This is a genomic window from Lysobacter sp. 5GHs7-4, from assembly GCF_021284765.1.
Classification (GTDB): domain Bacteria; phylum Pseudomonadota; class Gammaproteobacteria; order Xanthomonadales; family Xanthomonadaceae; genus Lysobacter.
The window spans coordinates 1,626,225-1,644,537 of record NZ_CP089924.1; the positions used below are offsets into that span (position 1 = coordinate 1,626,225).

The 18,313-nt window shown below is 69.5% G+C and carries 16 protein-coding genes; 8 read left to right on the forward strand and 8 right to left on the reverse strand.

Translation table 11 applies throughout. The features are described 5' to 3' along the window. Positions 1-332: 332 nt before the first annotated feature. On the forward strand, positions 333-2,582 hold the full coding sequence (locus LVB77_RS07105) for a TonB-dependent receptor (protein WP_232909453.1): 2,250 nt from the start codon (positions 333-335) through the stop codon (positions 2,580-2,582). 80 nt (positions 2,583-2,662) lie between these two features. Here LVB77_RS07105 and LVB77_RS07110 read toward each other — a convergent pair whose 3' ends face one another. Both LVB77_RS07110 and lpxH read right to left on the reverse strand, forming a co-directional pair. Next, positions 2,663-2,977, reverse strand: a complete 315-nt coding sequence (locus LVB77_RS07110) for a hypothetical protein (protein ID WP_232909454.1) — start codon at positions 2,975-2,977, stop codon at positions 2,663-2,665. 23 nt (positions 2,978-3,000) lie between these two features. After that, positions 3,001-3,735, reverse strand: coding sequence for a UDP-2,3-diacylglucosamine diphosphatase (lpxH, locus tag LVB77_RS07115; protein WP_232909455.1), 735 nt, complete (start codon positions 3,733-3,735; stop codon positions 3,001-3,003). A 172-nt stretch (positions 3,736-3,907) separates the two neighbouring features. Between lpxH and gltX the strand changes: the two genes are divergently transcribed. Together gltX and LVB77_RS07125 are read left to right on the forward strand one after the other, a co-directional pair. After that, the gene (gene gltX / locus LVB77_RS07120; protein ID WP_232909456.1) at positions 3,908-5,308 is read left to right on the forward strand and encodes a glutamate--tRNA ligase; all 1,401 of its coding nucleotides are present in this window, start codon (positions 3,908-3,910) and stop codon (positions 5,306-5,308) included. A 26-nt stretch (positions 5,309-5,334) separates the two neighbouring features. Further along, positions 5,335-5,823, forward strand: coding sequence for a transcriptional repressor (locus tag LVB77_RS07125; RefSeq protein WP_232909457.1), 489 nt, complete (start codon positions 5,335-5,337; stop codon positions 5,821-5,823). Between the two features lie 203 nt (positions 5,824-6,026). Here LVB77_RS07125 and LVB77_RS07130 read toward each other — a convergent pair whose 3' ends face one another. After that, on the reverse strand, positions 6,027-7,280 hold the full coding sequence (locus tag LVB77_RS07130) for an MFS transporter (protein ID WP_232909458.1): 1,254 nt from the start codon (positions 7,278-7,280) through the stop codon (positions 6,027-6,029). Then, positions 7,277-7,726: a MarR family winged helix-turn-helix transcriptional regulator gene (locus LVB77_RS07135; protein ID WP_232909459.1), complete on the reverse strand. Its 450-nt coding sequence runs from the start codon at positions 7,724-7,726 to the stop codon at positions 7,277-7,279. The genes LVB77_RS07130 and LVB77_RS07135 overlap by 4 nt, the downstream gene beginning before the upstream one ends. 272 nt (positions 7,727-7,998) lie before the next feature. Here LVB77_RS07135 and LVB77_RS07140 point away from each other — a divergent pair, with 272 nt between their 5' ends. After that, complete coding sequence (locus LVB77_RS07140; protein WP_232909460.1) at positions 7,999-9,693, forward strand: hypothetical protein; 1,695 nt, start codon at positions 7,999-8,001, stop codon at positions 9,691-9,693. A gap of 101 nt (positions 9,694-9,794) precedes the next feature. On the opposite strand, the gene LVB77_RS07145 is transcribed toward LVB77_RS07140, so the two are convergent. After that, positions 9,795-11,978: a TonB-dependent receptor gene (locus LVB77_RS07145; RefSeq protein ID WP_232909461.1), complete on the reverse strand. Its 2,184-nt coding sequence runs from the start codon at positions 11,976-11,978 to the stop codon at positions 9,795-9,797. An 88-nt stretch (positions 11,979-12,066) separates the two neighbouring features. Here LVB77_RS07145 and LVB77_RS07150 point away from each other — a divergent pair, with 88 nt between their 5' ends. The 3 genes from LVB77_RS07150 (at position 12,067) to LVB77_RS07160 (ending at position 13,497) form a co-directional block, all read left to right on the forward strand. Then, positions 12,067-12,477 carry a MerC domain-containing protein gene (locus LVB77_RS07150; RefSeq protein WP_232909462.1) on the forward strand — a complete coding sequence of 137 codons (411 nt, stop codon included), beginning with the start codon at positions 12,067-12,069 and terminating at the stop codon, positions 12,475-12,477. Between the two features lie 140 nt (positions 12,478-12,617). Further along, on the forward strand, positions 12,618-12,809 hold the full coding sequence (locus tag LVB77_RS07155; protein ID WP_056172544.1) for a 30S ribosomal protein THX: 192 nt from the start codon (positions 12,618-12,620) through the stop codon (positions 12,807-12,809). Positions 12,810-13,332: 523 nt separating this feature from the next. Then, positions 13,333-13,497, forward strand: coding sequence for a hypothetical protein (locus tag LVB77_RS07160; RefSeq protein WP_232909463.1), 165 nt, complete (start codon positions 13,333-13,335; stop codon positions 13,495-13,497). A gap of 93 nt (positions 13,498-13,590) precedes the next feature. Here the strand turns inward: LVB77_RS07160 and LVB77_RS07165 are convergent, their stop codons facing one another. Together LVB77_RS07165 and hutI are read right to left on the reverse strand one after the other, a co-directional pair. Beyond that, positions 13,591-14,796 carry a dipeptidase gene (locus tag LVB77_RS07165; protein ID WP_232909464.1) on the reverse strand — a complete coding sequence of 402 codons (1,206 nt, stop codon included), beginning with the start codon at positions 14,794-14,796 and terminating at the stop codon, positions 13,591-13,593. A 38-nt stretch (positions 14,797-14,834) separates the two neighbouring features. Next, positions 14,835-16,112: an imidazolonepropionase gene (gene hutI / locus LVB77_RS07170; protein WP_232909465.1), complete on the reverse strand. Its 1,278-nt coding sequence runs from the start codon at positions 16,110-16,112 to the stop codon at positions 14,835-14,837. Between the two features lie 141 nt (positions 16,113-16,253). On the opposite strand from hutI, the gene LVB77_RS07175 reads away from it, so the two are divergent. Beyond that, complete coding sequence (locus LVB77_RS07175) at positions 16,254-17,606, forward strand: formimidoylglutamate deiminase (RefSeq protein ID WP_232909466.1); 1,353 nt, start codon at positions 16,254-16,256, stop codon at positions 17,604-17,606. A gap of 141 nt (positions 17,607-17,747) precedes the next feature. Here the strand turns inward: LVB77_RS07175 and LVB77_RS07180 are convergent, their stop codons facing one another. Then, on the reverse strand, positions 17,748-18,278 hold the full coding sequence (locus tag LVB77_RS07180; RefSeq protein ID WP_232909467.1) for a methylated-DNA--[protein]-cysteine S-methyltransferase: 531 nt from the start codon (positions 18,276-18,278) through the stop codon (positions 17,748-17,750). Positions 18,279-18,313 lie beyond the last annotated feature (35 nt).

Consider the following 18,313-nt stretch of genomic DNA (forward strand, 5'->3'; position numbering starts at 1 on the left):
ATCAGGTAGGGCGGGGCCGCTTCGGCGCGCGCCCCGCTTTCTGTGGGAGCGGCGTGAGCCGCGATGGAATCCGCTTGCGACGCGAGCTGGTAGCACGCCGGTAGCCGATCGCGGCTCACGCCGCTCCCACGGAAAGCGGGCAGCCGATATCTGACACGAACTCGCGCGAATCGAACTGGGGAACGTGCGCTGTGCAACGTTGTCGGACGAACTGCCTTCAGACTGCAACCTCGCGTTCACACGATATCGACAGACTTCCGCGGCTTCGCTCTGCATGCCGCCCGGAGTGATACGTGCCAACGCACGGCGGCCTTTCCGATGGAAATCCCGACATGACGACGAAGACGACGATCCTCGCCGCCTCGATTCTGCTGTGCCTGTACACCGCCGCCGCACGCGCCGAGACGCCCGCCGCGCAGCCCGATGCCGACGCCGCGTCCGCCGCGGCCATGGACGACGCCACCACGCTGGACGCGGTTTCGGTGGTGGGTACCGGCCAGACCCGTCAGGTCCAGTCGCTGGGCCGCGCCGACCTGCAGCGCGAAGCCGCCGGCACCAGCCCGCTCAAGGTCATGGCCAAGCTGCCGGGCGTGCATTTCCAGGGCTCCGATCCCTGGGGCAATTACGAGTGGTCGAGCAAGCTCAGCATCCGCGGCTTCTCGCAGCAGCAGCTGGGCTTCACCCTCGATGGCGTGCCGCTGGGCGACATGAGCTACGGCAACCACAACGGCCTGCACATCAGCCGCGCGATCATCAGCGAGAACCTGTCCGGCGCCGAGCTGTCGCAGGGCAGCGGCGCGATCGACACCGCCTCCAGCGGCAACCTCGGCGGCACCCTGCGCTTCTTCAGCAGCGACCCGTCCGCCGATTACGGCGTGCGCCTGGCCCAGACCTTCGGCAGCGACGCCACCCGCCGCAGCTACGCGCGCGTCGACACCGGCGACCACAACGGTTTCAGCGCCTACCTCAGCGGCGCGTTCCACACCACCGACAAGTGGAAGGGCGAGGGCCCGCAGCGCAACGCCCAGTTCAACGGCAAGCTGGTCTACGCCACCGAAGATCTGAAGCTGACCGGCTACGCCGCGACCTCGCGCCGTCGCGAGACCGACTACGCCGACCTCTCGCTGGATTCCGCGCGTCGCCTGGGCATGGACTGGGACAACTACGCCGGCGACTGGCAGCGCGCGATCGACGCCGCCGGCGGCGTGTTCCGTGGCGGCGTCAACAGCCTGGACGACGCCTACTACATCGCCCGCGGCCTGCGCGACGACGACCTGCTGTACGTCTCGGCCGACTGGTCGGCCAGCCCGGACCTGAGCTTCGCCGCCACCGCCTATTACCATCGCAACGAAGGCCAGGGCCACTGGGCCACGCCGTACGCGTCATCGCCCGACGTGCCGATCGCGATGCGCACCACCGAGTACGACATCGAGCGCACCGGCATCACCCCCAGCCTGACCTGGCAGATCGGCAACCACCGCCTGCAGGCCGGCCTGTGGCTGGAACGCAACGCGCATGGTGTGCAGCGCAACTTCTACAACCTGCGCCGCGACACGCCGCCCAACGGCATCTACTTCCTGCGCGATCCCGACGCGCGCGTGTTCCGCCAGCGCTTCGACACCGACACGCGCCAGTACTACATCACCGACCACATGGAGTTCGCCGACGGCCGCCTGGCCATCGACGCCGGCTTCAAGGGCACGCGCGTGGAGACCGACGGCAAGAACCTGATCGGCAGCCGCGCCGGCGGCAAGCTGGAGGCCGAGGACAACTTCCTGCCGCAGGTCGGCGCGCGCTGGCAGTTCAGCGAGCACGAGGAAATCTTCGGTTCCTACAGCGAGAACATGGCCGCGTTCCGCACCGGCGTGAACGGCCCGCACTCGACTTCGCAGGCCGCGTTCGACGCCGCCGTGGCCGGCCTGGAGCCGGAAACCTCGCGCACCATCGAGGCCGGCCTGCGCACCAGCCGCGACAGCCTGCAGGCGTCGCTGGCGCTGTACCGCGTCGATTTCGAGAACCGCCTGCTGGCGATCGCGCGCTGCGCCGGCATCGTCGGTTGCGCGTCCAGCTTCGCCAACGTCGGCGACGTCCAGACGCGCGGCGCCGAACTGACCGTGCTGTGGACGCCGATCGAGGGCCTGAGCTGGTACAACTCGCTGGCCTGGAACAAATCCGAGTACGCCTCGGACTACCTCGACGGCACCACCCTGATCCATGCCAAGGGCAAGGACGTGGTCGACGCGCCCAAGCGCCTGTACGCGACCGAGTTGCGCTGGAGCCGCGACGGCTTCTCGGCCCAGATCGGCGCCAAGTACACCGACAAGCGCTACCTGACCTACCTCAACGACTCCAAGGTCGGCTCGTTCTGGGTCGCCGACGCCGCGGTGTCCTACGAGTGGAGCGAGCTGAGCTGGGCGGATGCGTTCAAGCTGCAGTTCAACGTCACCAACCTGTTCGACGAAGAGTACTTCGGCAGCATCGGCACCAACGGCTTCGTGACCTCGGACCCGAACGGTCTGAACTACACGCTGCAATCGGGTGCGCCGCGGCAGATGTTCCTGACCGCGGAAGTGAAGTTCTAAGGCTGCGCGCGGCGCCCTGCGGGGCCGCTGCAAGCATGCCAATCCCGGTCGAGCCCTGCGCGGCTCGACCGGGCGATGGCTCAGGATGCGCCGTCCTGGGTTTGCCGAGACCTGCGCACCAGCAAGGCCAGCCCCAGCGGCAGGTCCGGTGTTTTGCGCCAGCCGTGCCGTTGCGTCGCCGCCACCGCGGATTCGACCTGCTCGCCATCCGCCGGCAGGGCGCCGGACAGGCGAGCCAAGCGTTGCTGCACCGCTTTGCGGTACGACTGATTGACCCACTGCTTGCGCTTGGCGATCGCGTCGCGCGCGCCCCAATGGCTCTCCGCGACGACATTGCGGCAGTCGTGCGCGTAGCTCAGGGACTTTTTCTCTTGCGGCGTGCGGAAGCGTTTCATGCGGGGGGCTCCGGCAGAGGCGATCAGCTCAGCGCTTGCAGTAGCAAACCGTCCGCATTCACCCGCAACACCGAGCCCTGGTCGTACCAGTCGCCCAGCACCACGCGCTGGCGCGCGATGCCGCCGGCTTCCAGCTCGTGCACGGCGGGCCGATGCGTGTGGCCGTGGATCATGCGGGTCAGGCCGTAACGCACGAACACGCTGTCGACCGTGGCCGGCGACACGTCGGTGATGGTTTCCATGGTGCCGGCGTCGCGCAGGCCCGACTGGTGCGCCTTGCTGGCGGCGCGCGCCTGTTGTGCGAACGCCAGTCGCGCGGCCAGTGGCTGCGACAGGAACTGCGCCTGCCAGGCCGGATCGCGGGTCTGGGCGCGGAACTGCTGATACGCCAGATCGTCGGTGCACAGCAGATCGCCGTGCTGGATCAGGGTGGGCTGGCCGTACAGCACCACCACCGCCGGGTCGGGCAGGATGCGCATGCCGGCGCGGCGCGCATAGTCCTCGCCCAGCAAAAAGTCGCGGTTGCCGCGGATGAACGACACCGGCACGCCGCTGTCGGCCAGCGCGCGCAGCTCGGCGGCCACGAACGCGCCGGTCTCGGACGGGTCGTCGTCGCCGACCCAGGCCTCGAACAGGTCGCCGAGGATGTACAGCGCGTCCGCGCCGCGGGCCTCGGAGCGCAGGAACTGGCCGAACAGGGCGGTGGTCTGCGGACGCTCGGCGTCCAAGTGCAGATCGGAAATGAAGAGGGTGGTCATGGCGCTAGTTTAGGGCACCGCGGTCCGGGGACCGGGTGAGCGGGCGGCCGGCGCCGGTCCGCCGGGTTCGCGCGCGCGATCGTGCCGCCGGAACCGGCCGTTCCAGCGGGCGCCGGCAGCGCCCACGCCACTCCGTTAAAATGGCCGATTCCCCGATCCATCCGAGTCCCGCATGACCTGCCGCACCCGCTTCGCCCCCAGTCCCACCGGCTACCTGCACATCGGCGGCGCGCGCACCGCGCTGTACTGCTGGCTGGAAGCGCGCCGCGCGGGCGGCCAGTTCATCCTGCGCATCGAGGACACCGACCAGGAGCGCAGCACCCAGGCCGCGATCGACGCGATCCTGGAGGCGATGGACTGGCTGGGCCTGGGCTACGACGAAGGCCCGATCTACCAGACTCAGCGCCTGGCGCGCTACCGCGAAGTCGCCGAGCAGATGGTCGCCGCCGGCACCGCCTACTACGCCTACGAGACCCGCGAGGAGCTCGCCGCCGCGCGCGACGCGGCGATGGCCGCCAAGGAAAAGCCGCGCTACAACGGCGCCTACCGCGACCGCAACGAGCCCTACCGCGACGATCCCAACCGCGTGATCCGCTTCAAGAACCCGTTGGAAGGCACGGTCGCGTTCGAGGACAAGGTCAAGGGCACCATCGAGATCGCCAACAGCGAACTCGACGATCTGGTGATTTTCCGCGCCGACGGCTATCCGACCTACAACTTCGCGGTGGTGGTCGACGACCTGGACATGGCCATCACCGACGTGGTGCGCGGCGACGACCACGTCAACAACACCCCGCGCCAGATCAACATCTACCGGGCGCTCGGCGCGGCCGTGCCGCATTTCTCGCACCTGCCGATGATCCTGGACGAGGACGGCAACAAGCTGTCCAAGCGCACCGGCGCGGCCGACGTGATGCAGTACCGCGACGAGGGCTACCTGCCGCACGCGCTGCTGAACTACCTGGTCCGTCTGGGCTGGTCGCACGGCGATCAGGAGATCTTCTCGATCGAGGAAATGACGCGGCTGTTCAAGCTGGAGGACGTCAACTCCAAGGCCTCGCGCCTGGACGCGGCCAAGCTGGGCTGGCTCAACCAGCAGTACCTCAAGAGCGACGACCCGGCCGAGGTCGGCCGGCACCTGCTGTGGCACCTGCAGCAGCACGGCTACGACCTGGACGCCGGCCCGGCGCCGGCCGACGTGGTGATCGCGCTGCGCGACCGCGTGCAGACGCTCAAGGACATGGCCGAGCGCGCCGGGGTCTGGTACCGCCCGCTGCAGGAGTACGACGAGGCCGCGGTGGCCAAGCACCTCAACGCCGCCGCGCAGGCGCCGCTGAACGAGGCCCGCACGCGCCTGGCCGCGCTGCCGGAGTGGACCGCCGAGGCCGTGGCCGCGGCCCTGCATGCCAGCGCCGAGGCCCTGGGCATCGGCATGGGCAAGGTCGCCCAGCCGCTGCGCGTGGCCATCACCGGCACCCAGGTCAGCCCGGACATTTCGCATACGGTCTATCTGGCCGGCCAGGCCCAGGCCTTGCAGCGCATCGACGCCGCCCTCATTAAGATCCCAGCCTAGGACGCGTCCGCGCCACGGAGCCCGCCATGAGCAGCCACACCGCCTGCACCGACCCCAAGCACCACGTCCACGACGGCGACGCCTTCGTGCACGAGGTCGAGCGGGCGTGCGAGCAGCGCGGGCTGCGCCTGACGCCGATCCGCGCGCATGCGTTGCGCCTGATCGCCGACGCCGGCAAGCCGATGAAGGCCTACGATCTGCTCGACCGCATGAAGGCCACCCACGATTCGGCCGCGCCGCCGACGGTGTATCGCGCGCTGGATTTCCTGCTCGAGCACGGCTTCATCCACAAGCTGGCCTCGATCAACGCCTTCGTCGGCTGCCATCATCCCGGCGGCGCCCAGCACGCGGTGCCGTTCCTGATCTGCGACAACTGCCAGTCGGCGACCGAACTGGAAGACGAGCGCATCGTCGACCTGCTGGAATCGCGCGCCCGCGCGCTGGGCTTCGCGCCGCAGGCGCAGACCCTGGAAGTGCACGGCCTGTGCGCCGATTGCATCGCGGCGAAAGCCTGACGCGCGCCGGCGCGCCTGCGCTAAAGCGCCGCACACACTAGCCCCGAAAATTCGCCCCCTTTGAAAAGGGGGCTGCGCCCTGCGTTGCTCGAAGTCTTATTGATTCGGCTGGCGCGGGGGATTTGCTCCGTGCTCGTGCGAAGACGAACAGCAAAAGCAAATCCCCTAACCCCCTTTTTCGAAGGGGGGAACTGCCTTGGGACTTAGGCCGTCGCCACCGTGCGCTGCACGCGCGCCTCGCGGATCGGCAGGTTGGCCGCGGCGGCCAGCAGCGCCAGCACGATGTCGGCGTACCACATCCAGCTGTAGTCGCCGAACTTGGCCATCGCCAGGCCGCCGAACCAGGCGCCGAAGAAGCCGCCGATCTGGTGCGACAGCAAGGTCAGGCCGAACAGCGTGCCCAGGTAGCGCGGGCCGAACAGCTTGCCGACCAGGCCGGCGGTCGGCGGCACCGTCGCCAGCCAGGTCAGGCCCAGGCCGGCGGCGAAGATGAAGAAGGTGGTCGGCGTCGGCGGCGACACCAGGTAGATGCCGACCATCGCCGCGCGGCTGGCGTACATGGCCGCCAGCAGGTACTTCATGCGGTAGCGCTGGCCCAGTGCGCCGGCGGCCAGGCTGCCGGCGACGTTGAACAAGCCGATCAGCGCCAGCGACACAGCCGACACGCTGTCGGGCAGACCGCACAGCGCGATCTCGCTGGGCAGATGGGTGACCAGGAACGCGATGTGGAAGCCGCAGGTGAAGAAGCCGATGTGCAGGCACCAGTAGCTGCGGTCGCGCAGCGCGATGCCGACCTGCTCGCGCAAGCCGAGGCCCGGTGCGGCGGCCGTCGCCGTGGTGTTTGCCGCGGCCGGCGCCGCGCGCCGACGCAGCGGCCAGGCCAGCGGCAGTGTCGCCAGGGCCGCCACCGCCAGCGCCCACATGCCCGCCGCCCAGCCGGCGGCGCTGATCACCGCCTGCGCGAACGGCGCGAACAGGAACTGGCCGAAGGAGCCGCCGGCATTGATCACGCCCGCGGCCATCGAGCGGTTCTGCGCCGGCACGCGCGCGGCGGTGGCGCCGATCAGGATCGAGAAACTGCCGGCGCCCGCGCCGGCCGCGGCCAGCACGCCCAGGGTCAGCAACAGGCCCCACTCGGACGCGAACATCGGCGTCAGCGCCATGCCCGCCACCAGCAGCACGCTGCCGAACACCAGCACCCGGCCGGGGCCGCGCTGGTCGGCGATGGCGCCGAACACCGGCTGCACCGCGCCCCACACGAACTGGCCGATCGCCAGCGCGAAACTGATCTGGGCGATGCCCAGCCCGGTGCTGGCGCCGATCGGCTTCACGAACAGGCCCAGCGACTGGCGCACGCCCATGGTGATCATCAGCATCGCGGTGGCGGCCAGCACCAGCGGCCAGTAGCGCAGCGTCGGCGCGGCGACGTTCGGGACCGAGTGGGCGTCGGCGCTCATGCGCGGGATCCTTGCAGTTGGGCGATCGCGAGATCGAGTTGTTCGTGCAGCGCGAGCAGGCCGCCGTGGCCGAGTTCGCGTTCGATGCCGTCCTGCGCGGCCTGCCACAGCGGTATCGCACGCGCGATCGCGCGTTTGCCGGCGGCGGTGATGTGGACCCGGCGCTGGCGCGCGTCCTCGCCGGTCGCGGTCGCGACCCAGCCCGCGGCCAGCAGCGGCTTGAGGTCGCGGCTGAGGGTGCTGCGGTCCATGCCCAAGTCGCGCGCGAACTCGCCGATGCTGCGCGGCGTCGCGCCGACGCGGCGCAGGATCGAGTACTGATTGAGGTTGAGCGCCGCCGGCGCCAAGGCCTGGTCGTAGCGCTGGCTCATCAACCGGGTCAGCTTGCGCACCCGGAAGCAGGTGCACAGAGGTTTGGCGGCCGCGACCGTCTGTACGGAGGCCACGGAGCGGGCAGGGGGCTTGGGCTGCGGCATGGGCGTGGTTACGTGCATATGCATCGAATTAGCGTGCATATACACATATCGAACGCGGCAAAGCAAGCGCCGCCGGCGGCAGCCCCAAACGCGGCGCGCAGGTCGTGCCGGTCAGCGGCCGTGCTTGTCCGATTCGGTCGGGACGCTGCGTTTATCTGGATTCATGGAGTAGCACGGCCGCCCCGGCCGCATACCGGCGACGCGCACAGCGCGCCGACAGTCGACACGACAAGGAGACGCACATGCCTGGCGACATCTTCATCAACGGCAACCCGTTCATCGAAGTCCTCTACAAGTTTCCCTGCCCGCAGCGCGTGCTGATGGTCGCCGACGGTTCCCTGGACTTCGGCACCGGCGGCTTCGGCCTGTCCGAGTTCGTGCAGATCGTGCGCAATGCCGGCCACACCGTGACCACCGCGCATCGCTCGGGCAGCGGCCCCGCCAGTCTGAGCATCGCCGGCAACTACAACTTCGCCACCGCCGCCACCGCGGTCACCGTGGCCAACTACGATCAGATCTGGCTGTTCGCGTTCAGCACCACGGCGCTGCAGCCGGCGGAGCAACAGAAGATCGCCCAGTTCATGCGCGACGGCGGCGGCCTGTTCGCCACCGGCGACCACGACACCATCGGCGCGGGCATGGGCGCCAACCTGCCGCGCGTGCGCACGATGCGCGACTGGTCCAGCATCCCGATGGCGACCGTGGACCGTCACGACACCGTGCTCGAACACGGCGCGGACGGCATCAAGCAATTCAACGACCAGGCCGATGCGATTCCGCAGCGGATGTTCCCGGTGTTCTTCTCCAACGGTGGCGATCCCTTCGCGGCCGCGACCTGGGCGGTGCATCCGGTGCTGCGCCACAGTTCCGGCGCGGTCGACTATCTGCCCGATCATCCGCACGAGAGCCGCTGCCTGGCGCCGGCGCCGGTCGCCGGCAACTTTGCCGGTGTCGAGGAGTGGCCCGCGCCCAGCGGCGGCGGGCCGCGGATCGCGCCGGTGGTGGTGGCGGTGTCGATCTCCGCGGGGCGCTTCATCGTCAGCGGCGCGCCGACCGCCAGCGGCACCAAGCCGCCGGTGTATCCGCGCAGCTTCGGCGCGATCTCGGCCTACGACGGAGACCCGGCCGCGGCCGGCCGCATCGTCTGCGACGCGACCTGGCACCACTTCGTCAACATCAACCTCAACGGTTCCGGCGCGGGCAACGACCCGACCACCGGCCTGCCCAGGACCGGCCTCTACGCCGGCGGCCTGCCGACGCCGGAGTACCTGAAGATTCGCGCCTACTACCTCAACACGGTGCGTTGGCTGGCGCCGATCGGCCGCCGTTATTGCTGGCCGTTCCTGGTGGCCGCGGCGGTGCGTTTCGACTACGAGATCGCCGAACTGCGACTGCCGCTGCCGCATCCCTGCCCCTGGGATCCGCTGCTGAAGATCGGCCGGGCGGTGGAGGAAGTGTTGCTGGGCCGTCTCGGCCAGGGCGCGCTGGCCGACGTGGTCGACGGCATGCTCGCCACCGCCGGACGCGGCTCGGGCCTGGCCCGCTTGCTCGATACCGCGCAGGCGCAGACCGAACGCAAGGAGGGCGAGGCCCCGCTGTCGCTGCTGCCGCTGCAGGACATGCGGCGCGCGGTGCTGGGCACGTTCGTCAATCTGTTGGCGTCGAAGCTGCCGGAGGACGAGCAGAAGCTGGCCTCGATCATGCGCGACCACGACGGCCTGGCCATCGACGGTATCGCCGAAAGCCTGCGCGCCGCCGAAGCGGTGATCGTCGAACAGATCGGCAAGGCGCTGGAGGCCTCGGCCGCGCAGTTGCAGACGCTGCGCGCTCAGCCGGTATCGGCGGGCAAGCCGGTGAAGCGGCCGGTGGCCGGCGGCGGCAAGGCCGCTGCGCCGAAGAAGCCCGCGGCCAAACCCAAGAAAGTCACGCGCCAGTGACTGCCGCGCCGCTGCAGCGGCCGTCCGAACAGGGACGGCGCTGCGGCGGCCGCAGGGCGGCGATCGCATCCGACCGACGGATGCGACAACCGCCGACGGACTCAGAAGAACATGCGCACGCCGAAGGCCACGCCGCGGCCCGGCAGCGGCGCCACGTCCTTGAGGAAGGAGGTATGCACGCGCGCTTCCTCGTCCAGCAGGTTGCTGCCGTCCAGGAACACTTCCCAGGCATTGCCGCTGGCGCGGTCGATATGCCAGGCCAGGTGCGCGTCGACCAGGGTGTAACCCGGGGTTTCGCTTTCGAATTCGGCGACACGGTCCTGGCGCGCATAGCGCACCGCGCCCAGCGAGGCGCGCAGGGCGTCGCGTTCCCAGCGCACTTCGCCGCCCACGCGCGAGGGCGCGATGCGCGGCAGGTCGCCGCCGCGCTGGAGGTCGACGGTGTAGTCGTGGCTGTGGTCGCCGTGCGGCACCGCGAACGAGACCTCGCGGCTGCCGCTGCCGGTGAGCTTGCCGCGCACCACGTCGCCGAACACGCGCAGGTTCCACAGGCCGCTGGCGTTGTCGGCGAAGGCCCAGTCGAACTCGGCCTCGGCGCCGCTGAAGCGCGCGTCGTCCTGGGTCCACAGGCGCACCGGGCCGTCGTGTTCGTCGATGCCGGTGTCGGCCAGGTAGATGAAGTCGCTGTAGCGCACGTGGTACAGCGACGCGCTCAGCTTGAACGGTCCGTTGTGCCAGTGCAGGCCGAGCTCGGCGCGGTTGGCGGTTTCCGAGTCCAGGCCGGTGTCGCCAAGTTCGACGCTGCCGGTGGCCACATGCAGGCCGCTGGAATACAGCTCCTCGGCGGTGGGCGAGCGCTGCGCGCGGTCCAGGCCGAAGGACAGATGGAAGTCGTCGCTGATGTTCCAGCGCAGCGCCGCCGAGACGCTGCTGGTGCTGAAATCGCGGTCCGGGCGCGCGCTGCCGGTGGCCTCGACGATGGCGTTGTCGACATCGATCTTGTTGCGGTCGTGGCGCGCGCCGACCTCGAACTTGACCGGACCGAAGCTGCGCTCGCCGAGCCAGAACAGGCCGACGTCGCGCGACTTGGAACCGGGCACGAAGGCTTCCTCGCCGACGGCGATGAACTCGCGCTGGCCCCATTGCAGGCCGAACGCGCCGTCCCAGCCGCCCCAAGGCTGATGCACCAGTTCGACGCGGCCCTCGGTGCTGTCGTTGTCGAACACCGTGCCGACTTCCTGGCCCTCGTACTCGGTGTGGGTGTATTCGGTGCGCGCCAGCTTCACCCGCAGCGACTTGAACGGGCCAAGCCCGTCCAGGCCGCCGCGCAGTTCGTAGCGGCGTTGGTCCATGCCGATGCTGACGCCGCCTTCTTCCTCGCCCGCGACCGGTGGCTCGCCTTCGTGCTCATGCTCGTGCTCGTGGCCCGGCACGCCGTAGCGGGTGTCGAACAGGCTGGCGCCGACGCCGAGGAAACCGCGCTCGCCGACCCAGGTCAGGCCGAGCGCGCCGCTGTCGGTGCGCACGAAGCTGTTGCGCAGCACGCCCTTGTCGGCCGGATCCGGCGTTTCGCCTTCCTCGGCCATGTGCGCGGCGCTCTCGGCGTAGCCGGGAATGTCGTAATCGCCGGTCTCGCGATGCAGTCCGTCGATATGGAACACGAAGTTGCCCGACGCCGAGGTGCCGTCGAGGCGGAACATGCCGGTCTTCTCGTCGTTGACGGTGTTGCCGCGCAGCTCGGCGCGGCCTTGCAACGGCTCCTGCGTGGCGCGCTCGGGGATGCGGCCGTCGACCACGTTGACCGCGCCGCCGATCGCGCCGCTGCCGTACAGCAAGGTTGCCGGGCCCTTCAGCACTTCGATCTGATCGGCCAGGAACGGCTCGATGCTGACCGCGTGGTCGACGCTGACGGTGGAGACGTCGCCCGAACCCAGGCCGTCGCTGAGCACCTGCACGCGCGCGCCGTCGAAGCCGCGCACGATCGGCCGGCCGACGCCGGGACCGAAGTAGGACGACTGCACGCCGGGCAGCTTGCCCACGGTCTCGCCCAGCGAGTTGGCCTTGACCTCGTCCAGCTTGTCGCCGGCCAGCACGTCGACCGGGCGCGCCAAGTCCTCGGCGGTGCCGGCCAGCGGCGTGGCCTGGACTTCGACCGCGGCCAGGTCGGTGGGCTTGTGGTCGTCGTGGGGGCTGGCGACCTGCGCCCGGGCGGTCAACGGCAAGGCGGCGGCGAGCGCCAGCGCTAGGGGGAGGCGGCGGAGCAGGGCGCGGTAGGAGTGGGTCATGAGATAAAGTGGCATTGGACGGGATGTTGGAAATGTTATAGTATTTCAAAACAGATCGCGGTACCCCCAAAAGTCACAGACCCGATTCATGCCTCCCCTACAAAAGCGCAGCCTTCTCGACCGCATCGGCGCCACCGGCTCGCTGCTGTGCGCCGTCCATTGCGCGCTACTGCCGCTGCTGATCGCGACCCTGCCGGCGCTGGGCGTGACGGTCTGGTTCGACGACAGCTTCGAGCTGATCTTCGTGGCCTTCGCGACCCTGCTGGGCTTGTTCAGCGTGATCTGGGGCTACCGCCGCCACCACGCCGTGCGCGCGCTGTCGCTGTTGGCGCCGGGCCTGCTGGTGCTGTGGCTGGGCGTGCTGTACGCGCCCCTGCACCATTCGGTGGTGCCGCACGCGATCGTGATGACCCTGGGCGGCACCCTGGTCGGACTGGCCCATCTGGCCAACCTGCGGCTCAATCACGGCCACGTCCACGACGCCAGCTGCGCGCACTGAGCGCCCGGCCGGGCTCCCGATAGCCGCTTGTGCTAGGCTTCGCAGCCTCGCGCGCGACGCGCGGGCCCGATCGTTACGTCGACCGCGCCCGTCCGGCGCGCGACCGCATACCGCATTAACGCTAATTCAGGAGCACGACCATGGGTAAAGGCGACCGCAAGACCGCCAAGGGCAAGCGCTACAACTCCAGCTACGGCAACGCCCGCAAGGCCGTGACCAAGGCCGCCGGCACCGCCGCCGCGCCGGCCGCGAAGAAGACCGCGAAGGCGCCGGCTGCGAAGGCGCCGGTCGCCAAGAAGGTCGTGGCCAAGAAGGCTGCCGCCAAGGAGTAAGCGTCGCTCGCGACGCTGTACGAAAAACCCCGCTTCGGCGGGGTTTTTTGTTTTTGGAGAAGGCGCGATGGTGCGAGGACCGGGGGTCCTGGGCAGCCCCTGTAGGAGCGGCGTGAGCCGCGACCGCGAATCCCGGCTATTGCGCCTATCCGGCTCCGATGGCGCTCAAGCTCCGGCGTCGCGCCTTTAGCTCCCTCCTTTAACAAAGGGTGAGGCCGTGCGTTTACGAACCGCAGGTTCGTGCACGGGTGAACGACAACAGGCTGTGCCTGTTGGCCGGGCGGGTTGGGGAGGATTTGCTTTTGCTGTTGCTCTGCTGCTTCTGACCGAAGGTCAAAGGCTTCCGCCTGCTGCGCATGCGGGTCACTTTCTCTTGCTGACCCAAGAGAAAGTAACCAAAGAGAAGGGTCTGAGCCCAGAGCTCCCGTGTGGTTTCGGTTCTTGCGCCGGGATTTTTCGATAAGACATCCCTGTCTTATCGAAAAACGGCGCGCGTCCTGCGCGCCGCCCTTCGGGTCTGGGGATGGTCGTGTGGCTTCGGATCAATGGACTTCAATGCCGGAGCAAACTCAACGGCAACGGCAACGGCAACGGCAACGGCAACGGCAACGGCAACGGCAAGGGCAAGGGCAAGGGCAAGGGCAAGGGCAAGGGCAAGGGCAAGGGCAAGGGCAAGGGCAAGGGTTAGCGAATCTGTGCCTGCCCACGCCAATCGAGCTCTTGCGTATGCGCTCCCTCTCCCGCTTGCGGGAGAGGGTTGGGGTGAGGGCCGCCCGCCGCGCTACTTCGCTGCCGCCACCTGCTCCACCTCGCGCCACACCCGCAGCAGGTTCTCGCCCAGGATCTTGCGGATATCCGCGTCGCTGTGGCCGCGCGCCTGCAGGCCCGCGATCAGGTTCGGGTAGTCCCCGACGTTGCGCAGGCCCGCGGGCAGGGCGCCGCCGACGCCGTCGAAGTCGGAGCCGATGCCGACGTGGTCGACGCCGATCAGCTTCACCGCGTAGTCGATCTGATCCAGCACCGCGTCGATCTTGACCGCGCGCGGCGGATGCGTGCGCTCCCATTCCTTGTCGAAGTCCTCGGCGGTCTTGGGCTTCTCGCCGCGCGCGGCGGCCGCGGCCTGGGCGCGGTCGAATTCGGGACGGGCGCGGAAGTAGGCCGTGGTGTCGGCCGCGGTCGCCGGATCGACGAAACCGTTGCCGAAGGTGATCTGGACCACGCCGCCCTTCTTGGCGATCGCCAGCGCCAGTTCGTCGCTGAGGTTGCGTTCGAAGTCGGGGGTGAAATGGCGCAGGCCGGAATGGCTGGCGATCACCGGGGCGCGGCTGGCCGCGAGCGCGGCGCGGGTGGCGTCGTCGCTGAGGTGCGAGACATCGACCATGATGCCCAGGCGGTTCATTTCGGCGATCACCTTCAGCCCGAACGGGCTCACGCCCTTCCACGGCCGCTCCAGGCTGTAGGAGCCGTCGGCGATGCGGTTGCTGTGGCTGTGGGCGAGGGTGATGTAGCGCACGCCGCGGGTATGGAATTGCTTGAGGCGCGCGAGGTCGTCGCCGATCGGCGCGCCGTTCTCCATGCCGATCGCCAGCAGCACGCGGCCGCCGTCGATCAGGCGCGCGTAGTCGTCGGGCGAACGCAGGATCGCGAACTTGTCCGGATGCCGTCCCACCAGCGCCTCGACCGCATCGATCTGCATGCTCGCGACCTGCCAGGCGGTGTTGGCCGCGTCCTGTTCGGGCGAGGTGTAGATCGACATGAAAGCCACGTCCAGGCCGCCCTGGCGTGCGCGCGGGTAATCGAACTCGACCTTGGGCGAGTCCAGGCCCAGGTCGTTCCAATGCTTGAGCAGTTCGGTCGGCGCGTCGATGTGGGTGTCGACGATGGTCGCCGCGCGCGCGAGCTTCTGCGACGCGCTCAGCGGTTCGTCGGCGTGCGCCGCGCTTGCGAACAGGGCCAGGGTACAGGCGGCGGCGAGCAATGAGCGCATGCGGAAACCTCGGACGGTGGAAGAATGGATGCGATCCTTCAGGCGGTACCGCCGGCCAGGCGCCGTCCGCCGGCATAGACGTCGCCCGCGAGCGCGCCGCCCAGCCAGTAGCACAGCTCCGACGGGTGGCCGATGCGCCAGCGCACGAAGTCGGCGCGCATGCCCACGCGCAGCACGCCGCGGTCGTCGCAGCCCAGCGCGCGCGCGGCGTGCACGGTCGCGCCGCGCAGCGCTTCCAGCGGTGTCAGGCGGAAGTGCGTGCAGGCCAGCTGCATGGCCTGGCGCAGCGACTGCAACGGCGAGGTGCCGGGGTTGCAGTCGGTGGCCACGGCCATCGCCACGCCGTGTTCGCGGAACGCGTCCAGCGGCGGCAGGCGGGTTTCGCGCAGTACATGGAATGCGCCCGGCAGCAGCACCGCGACCGTGCCGTGCTCGGCCATCGCCGCCACGCTGGCCTGTGAGGTGTACTCGACATGGTCGGCGGACAGGCCGGAAAACTCGGCTGCCAGCGCGGCGCCGCCCAGGTCGCTGAGCTGGTCGGCATGCAGCTTGACCGGCAGCCCCAGCGCGCGCGCGGTTTCGAATACGCGGCGGGTCTGGGCCGCGCTGAAACCGATGCCCTCGCAGAACGCGTCGACCGCGTCGATCAGGCCTTCCTCGTGCAGCGGACGCATCCAGCCGCAGACTGCGGCGATGTAGTCGTCGGCGCGGCCGGCGTATTCCGGCGGCAAGGCGTGCGCGCCCAGATACGTGGTGCGCACGCCCACGCCCAGCACCTCGCCGATGCGGCGCGCGACGCGCAGCATCTTGCGCTCGTTGTCGTGGTCCAGGCCGTAGCCGGATTTGATCTCCAGCGTGGTCGCGCCGTCGGCGATCAGCGCCTGCGCGCGCGGCAGCGACAGCCGCAGCAGTTCGTCCTCGTCGGCGGCGCGGGTGGCGCGCACGGTGGAGACGATGCCGCCGCCGTTGCGCGCGATCTCTTCGTAGCTGGCGCCCTGCAGGCGCAGTTCGAACTCGCGCGCGCGATCGCCGGCGAACACCAGGTGGGTGTGGCAATCGACCAGGCCCGGGGTGATCCAGCCGTCGGCGACGATCACCTGCGCCGCCAGCGCGGCCGGGTCGCCGGGCAGGTCCGCGCGCGGGCCGACATAGCGCAGCACGCCGTCGCGCCAACCCAGCGCCGCATCGAGGATCTCGCCGTAGCCGTTGTCCGCATCCAGCGTCGCCAGACTGACGCCGACGATCAGGCCGTCCAGCGGCAGATCCTGCGGCTGCAGGGCGTCGCCGGGCGCGGCGGTGGGGGTGGAGTGGCTCATGTCGCGATTCTAGCGGAGGCGCGGCGAGGCCGGCGTGTGCGCGAACGCGCGGGCCGGTGCGACTGCGCCGATGCGGCGCGCATGCGCCAGACGCCTGCGTACGCGGGTGCGCGCGCGGAGCGGGCCTGTAGAATCCGAAGCATGGAAACCCTCGACGCGACCACGCTTTGGACCCCCGCCGGCTGGCGCCACGACAGCGGACTGCGCATCGACGGCGACGGCCGCATCCTGGCTATCGACGGCGCCCCACCCAGCGGCAGCGCGCAGCGCCTGGTGCCCGGCATCGCCAACCTGCATTCGCACGCGTTCCAGCGCGCGATGGCGGGCATGGCCGAGCGCCAGACCGATCCGCGCGACAGCTTCTGGACCTGGCGCGAGACCATGTACCGCTTCGCCGCCGGTTTTACGCCGGAGACCTTGTACGCGGTGGCCTCGCAGCTGTATGTGGAGATGCTGGAAGCCGGCTACACCACGGTCTGCGAATTCCATTATCTGCACCACGCGCCCGGCGGCCGCCGTTACGACGATCCGGCCGCGATGTCGCGCGCGCTGATCGCGGCCGCTAGCGACACCGGCATCCGCATGACCTTGCTGCCGGTGCTGTACATGACCGGTGGTTTCGACGAGCGCCCCTTGAGCGAGCGCCAGCGCCGCTTCGGGCACGAGGTCGAAGACTATCTGGACCTGTTGCAGCGTCTGCGCGGCGACGCCGGCCACGGCCTGCGCATCGGTTGCTCGCTGCACAGTCTGCGCGCGGTGCCGCCGCAGGCGATGGCGCAGACGCTGGCCGCGTTGCCGGCCGACAGCCGCGTGCACATCCACATCGCCGAGCAGACCGCCGAGGTCGAGGATTGCCTGGCGATTCGCAAGGCGCGGCCGGTGCGCTGGCTGTACGACCACGCCCAGGTCGACGAACGCTGGACCCTGGTCCACGCCACGCACCTGGACGACGAAGAAGTCCGCGCGATCGCGCGCAGCGGTGCGACGGTCGCGATCTGCACCACCACCGAGGCCAATCTCGGCGACGGCCTGTTCCCGCTGCGCGAGTACCTGGATGCGGGCGGGCGCTGGGGCGTGGGTTCGGATTCGCATATCTCGGTGTCGCCGATCGAGGAGCTGCGCTGGCTGGAATACGGCCAGCGCCTGATCACGCGCCGGCGCAACATCGCCGTGAGCACCGAGCTGCCCAGCGTCGGCGACACGCTGATGCGCGGCGTCGCCGCCAGCGCGGCGGATTCCACCGGGCATGCGATCGGCACGCTCGCGGTCGGCGAATACGCCGACGCGCTGGTGCTGGACGAGGACGCGCCGGTGTTCGCCGGCGTGCGCGACGAGGATGCGCTGGACCGCTGGATGTTCGCGGGCAATCGGCCGGCGGTGCGCGAAACCTGGGTCGGCGGCCGCCGCGTCGTCGCCGATGGGCGTCATCGCGATCGCGATGCGGTCGCGGCGGCGTATCGCAGCGCGATGCGCCAGCTGATGGAAAGCGCCTGAGCGCTGCGATCGCGGCGGTGCAGTTCTCCCTTTGAAAAAGGGAGGCTAGGGGGGGCGCTTTTGCTCCAGAGGCTCTAAAAGCAAATCCCCCTCAATCCCCCTTTTTCAAAGGGGGAGGTAAAAGCGGGGTGGTTGCTTTGGTCAGCCGAACAAATCGTTCGCCGGGGCCAGCGCGCCTTCCAGTTCCAACAGAAAACGCTTGGTCGGCAGGCCACCGCCGAAGCCGGTCAGGCTGCCGTCGGCACCGATCACGCGGTGGCAGGGCAGCACGATCGGCAGCGGATTGCGGCCGTTGGCGGCGCCGACCGCGCGCATCGCGCTGGCCTGGCCCATGTGCCGCGCCATCTGGCCGTAGCTCCAGGTCTGGCCCCAGGGAATCAACGCCAGGGTGCGCCAGCACTGCATCTGGAACGCGGTGCCGTGCGGCGCCAGCGGCAGGTCGAACTCGCGTCGGGCGCCGGCGAAATATTCCTGTAGTTGCGTACGCGTGCTCGACAGCACCGCGTCGTCGCCTTCGCGCCAGTGGCGGTCGACCACGACCGGGTGCCAGGGCGCTTCGAATTCGATCAGTCGCAAGCCGTCGTCGCCGCTGGCCAACAGCAGACTGCCCACCGGGCTGTCGATGCGTTGGTAGGTGATGGCGCCGTCCTTGAGTCGGATGTGTTGGCTCATGCGCAGTTCCTGTTCTTGCCGACCGGTATTGCCGT

Excerpts from the sequence above, each read along its gene's own strand:
- LVB77_RS07165 (WP_232909464.1), bottom strand. The coding sequence starts at position 14,796 with ATGCGCTCATTGCTCGCCGCCGCCTGTACCCTGGCCCTGTTCGCAAGC.
- LVB77_RS07130 (WP_232909458.1), bottom strand. The coding sequence starts at position 7,280 with ATGAGCGCCGACGCCCACTCGGTCCCGAACGTCGCCGCGCCGACGCTG.
- LVB77_RS07175 (WP_232909466.1), top strand. The coding sequence starts at position 16,254 with ATGGAAACCCTCGACGCGACCACGCTTTGGACCCCCGCCGGCTGGCGC.
- LVB77_RS07180 (WP_232909467.1), bottom strand. The coding sequence starts at position 18,278 with ATGAGCCAACACATCCGACTCAAGGACGGCGCCATCACCTACCAACGC.
- LVB77_RS07155 (WP_056172544.1), top strand. The coding sequence starts at position 12,618 with ATGGGTAAAGGCGACCGCAAGACCGCCAAGGGCAAGCGCTACAACTCC.
- LVB77_RS07145 (WP_232909461.1), bottom strand. The coding sequence starts at position 11,978 with ATGACCCACTCCTACCGCGCCCTGCTCCGCCGCCTCCCCCTAGCGCTG.
- LVB77_RS07140 (WP_232909460.1), top strand. The coding sequence starts at position 7,999 with ATGCCTGGCGACATCTTCATCAACGGCAACCCGTTCATCGAAGTCCTC.
- LVB77_RS07150 (WP_232909462.1), top strand. The coding sequence starts at position 12,067 with ATGCCTCCCCTACAAAAGCGCAGCCTTCTCGACCGCATCGGCGCCACC.
- LVB77_RS07110 (WP_232909454.1), bottom strand. The coding sequence starts at position 2,977 with ATGAAACGCTTCCGCACGCCGCAAGAGAAAAAGTCCCTGAGCTACGCG.
- LVB77_RS07125 (WP_232909457.1), top strand. The coding sequence starts at position 5,335 with ATGAGCAGCCACACCGCCTGCACCGACCCCAAGCACCACGTCCACGAC.
- LVB77_RS07105 (WP_232909453.1), top strand. The coding sequence starts at position 333 with ATGACGACGAAGACGACGATCCTCGCCGCCTCGATTCTGCTGTGCCTG.
- lpxH (WP_232909455.1), bottom strand. The coding sequence starts at position 3,735 with ATGACCACCCTCTTCATTTCCGATCTGCACTTGGACGCCGAGCGTCCG.
- hutI (WP_232909465.1), bottom strand. The coding sequence starts at position 16,112 with ATGAGCCACTCCACCCCCACCGCCGCGCCCGGCGACGCCCTGCAGCCG.
- LVB77_RS07160 (WP_232909463.1), top strand. The coding sequence starts at position 13,333 with ATGGTCGTGTGGCTTCGGATCAATGGACTTCAATGCCGGAGCAAACTC.
- gltX (WP_232909456.1), top strand. The coding sequence starts at position 3,908 with ATGACCTGCCGCACCCGCTTCGCCCCCAGTCCCACCGGCTACCTGCAC.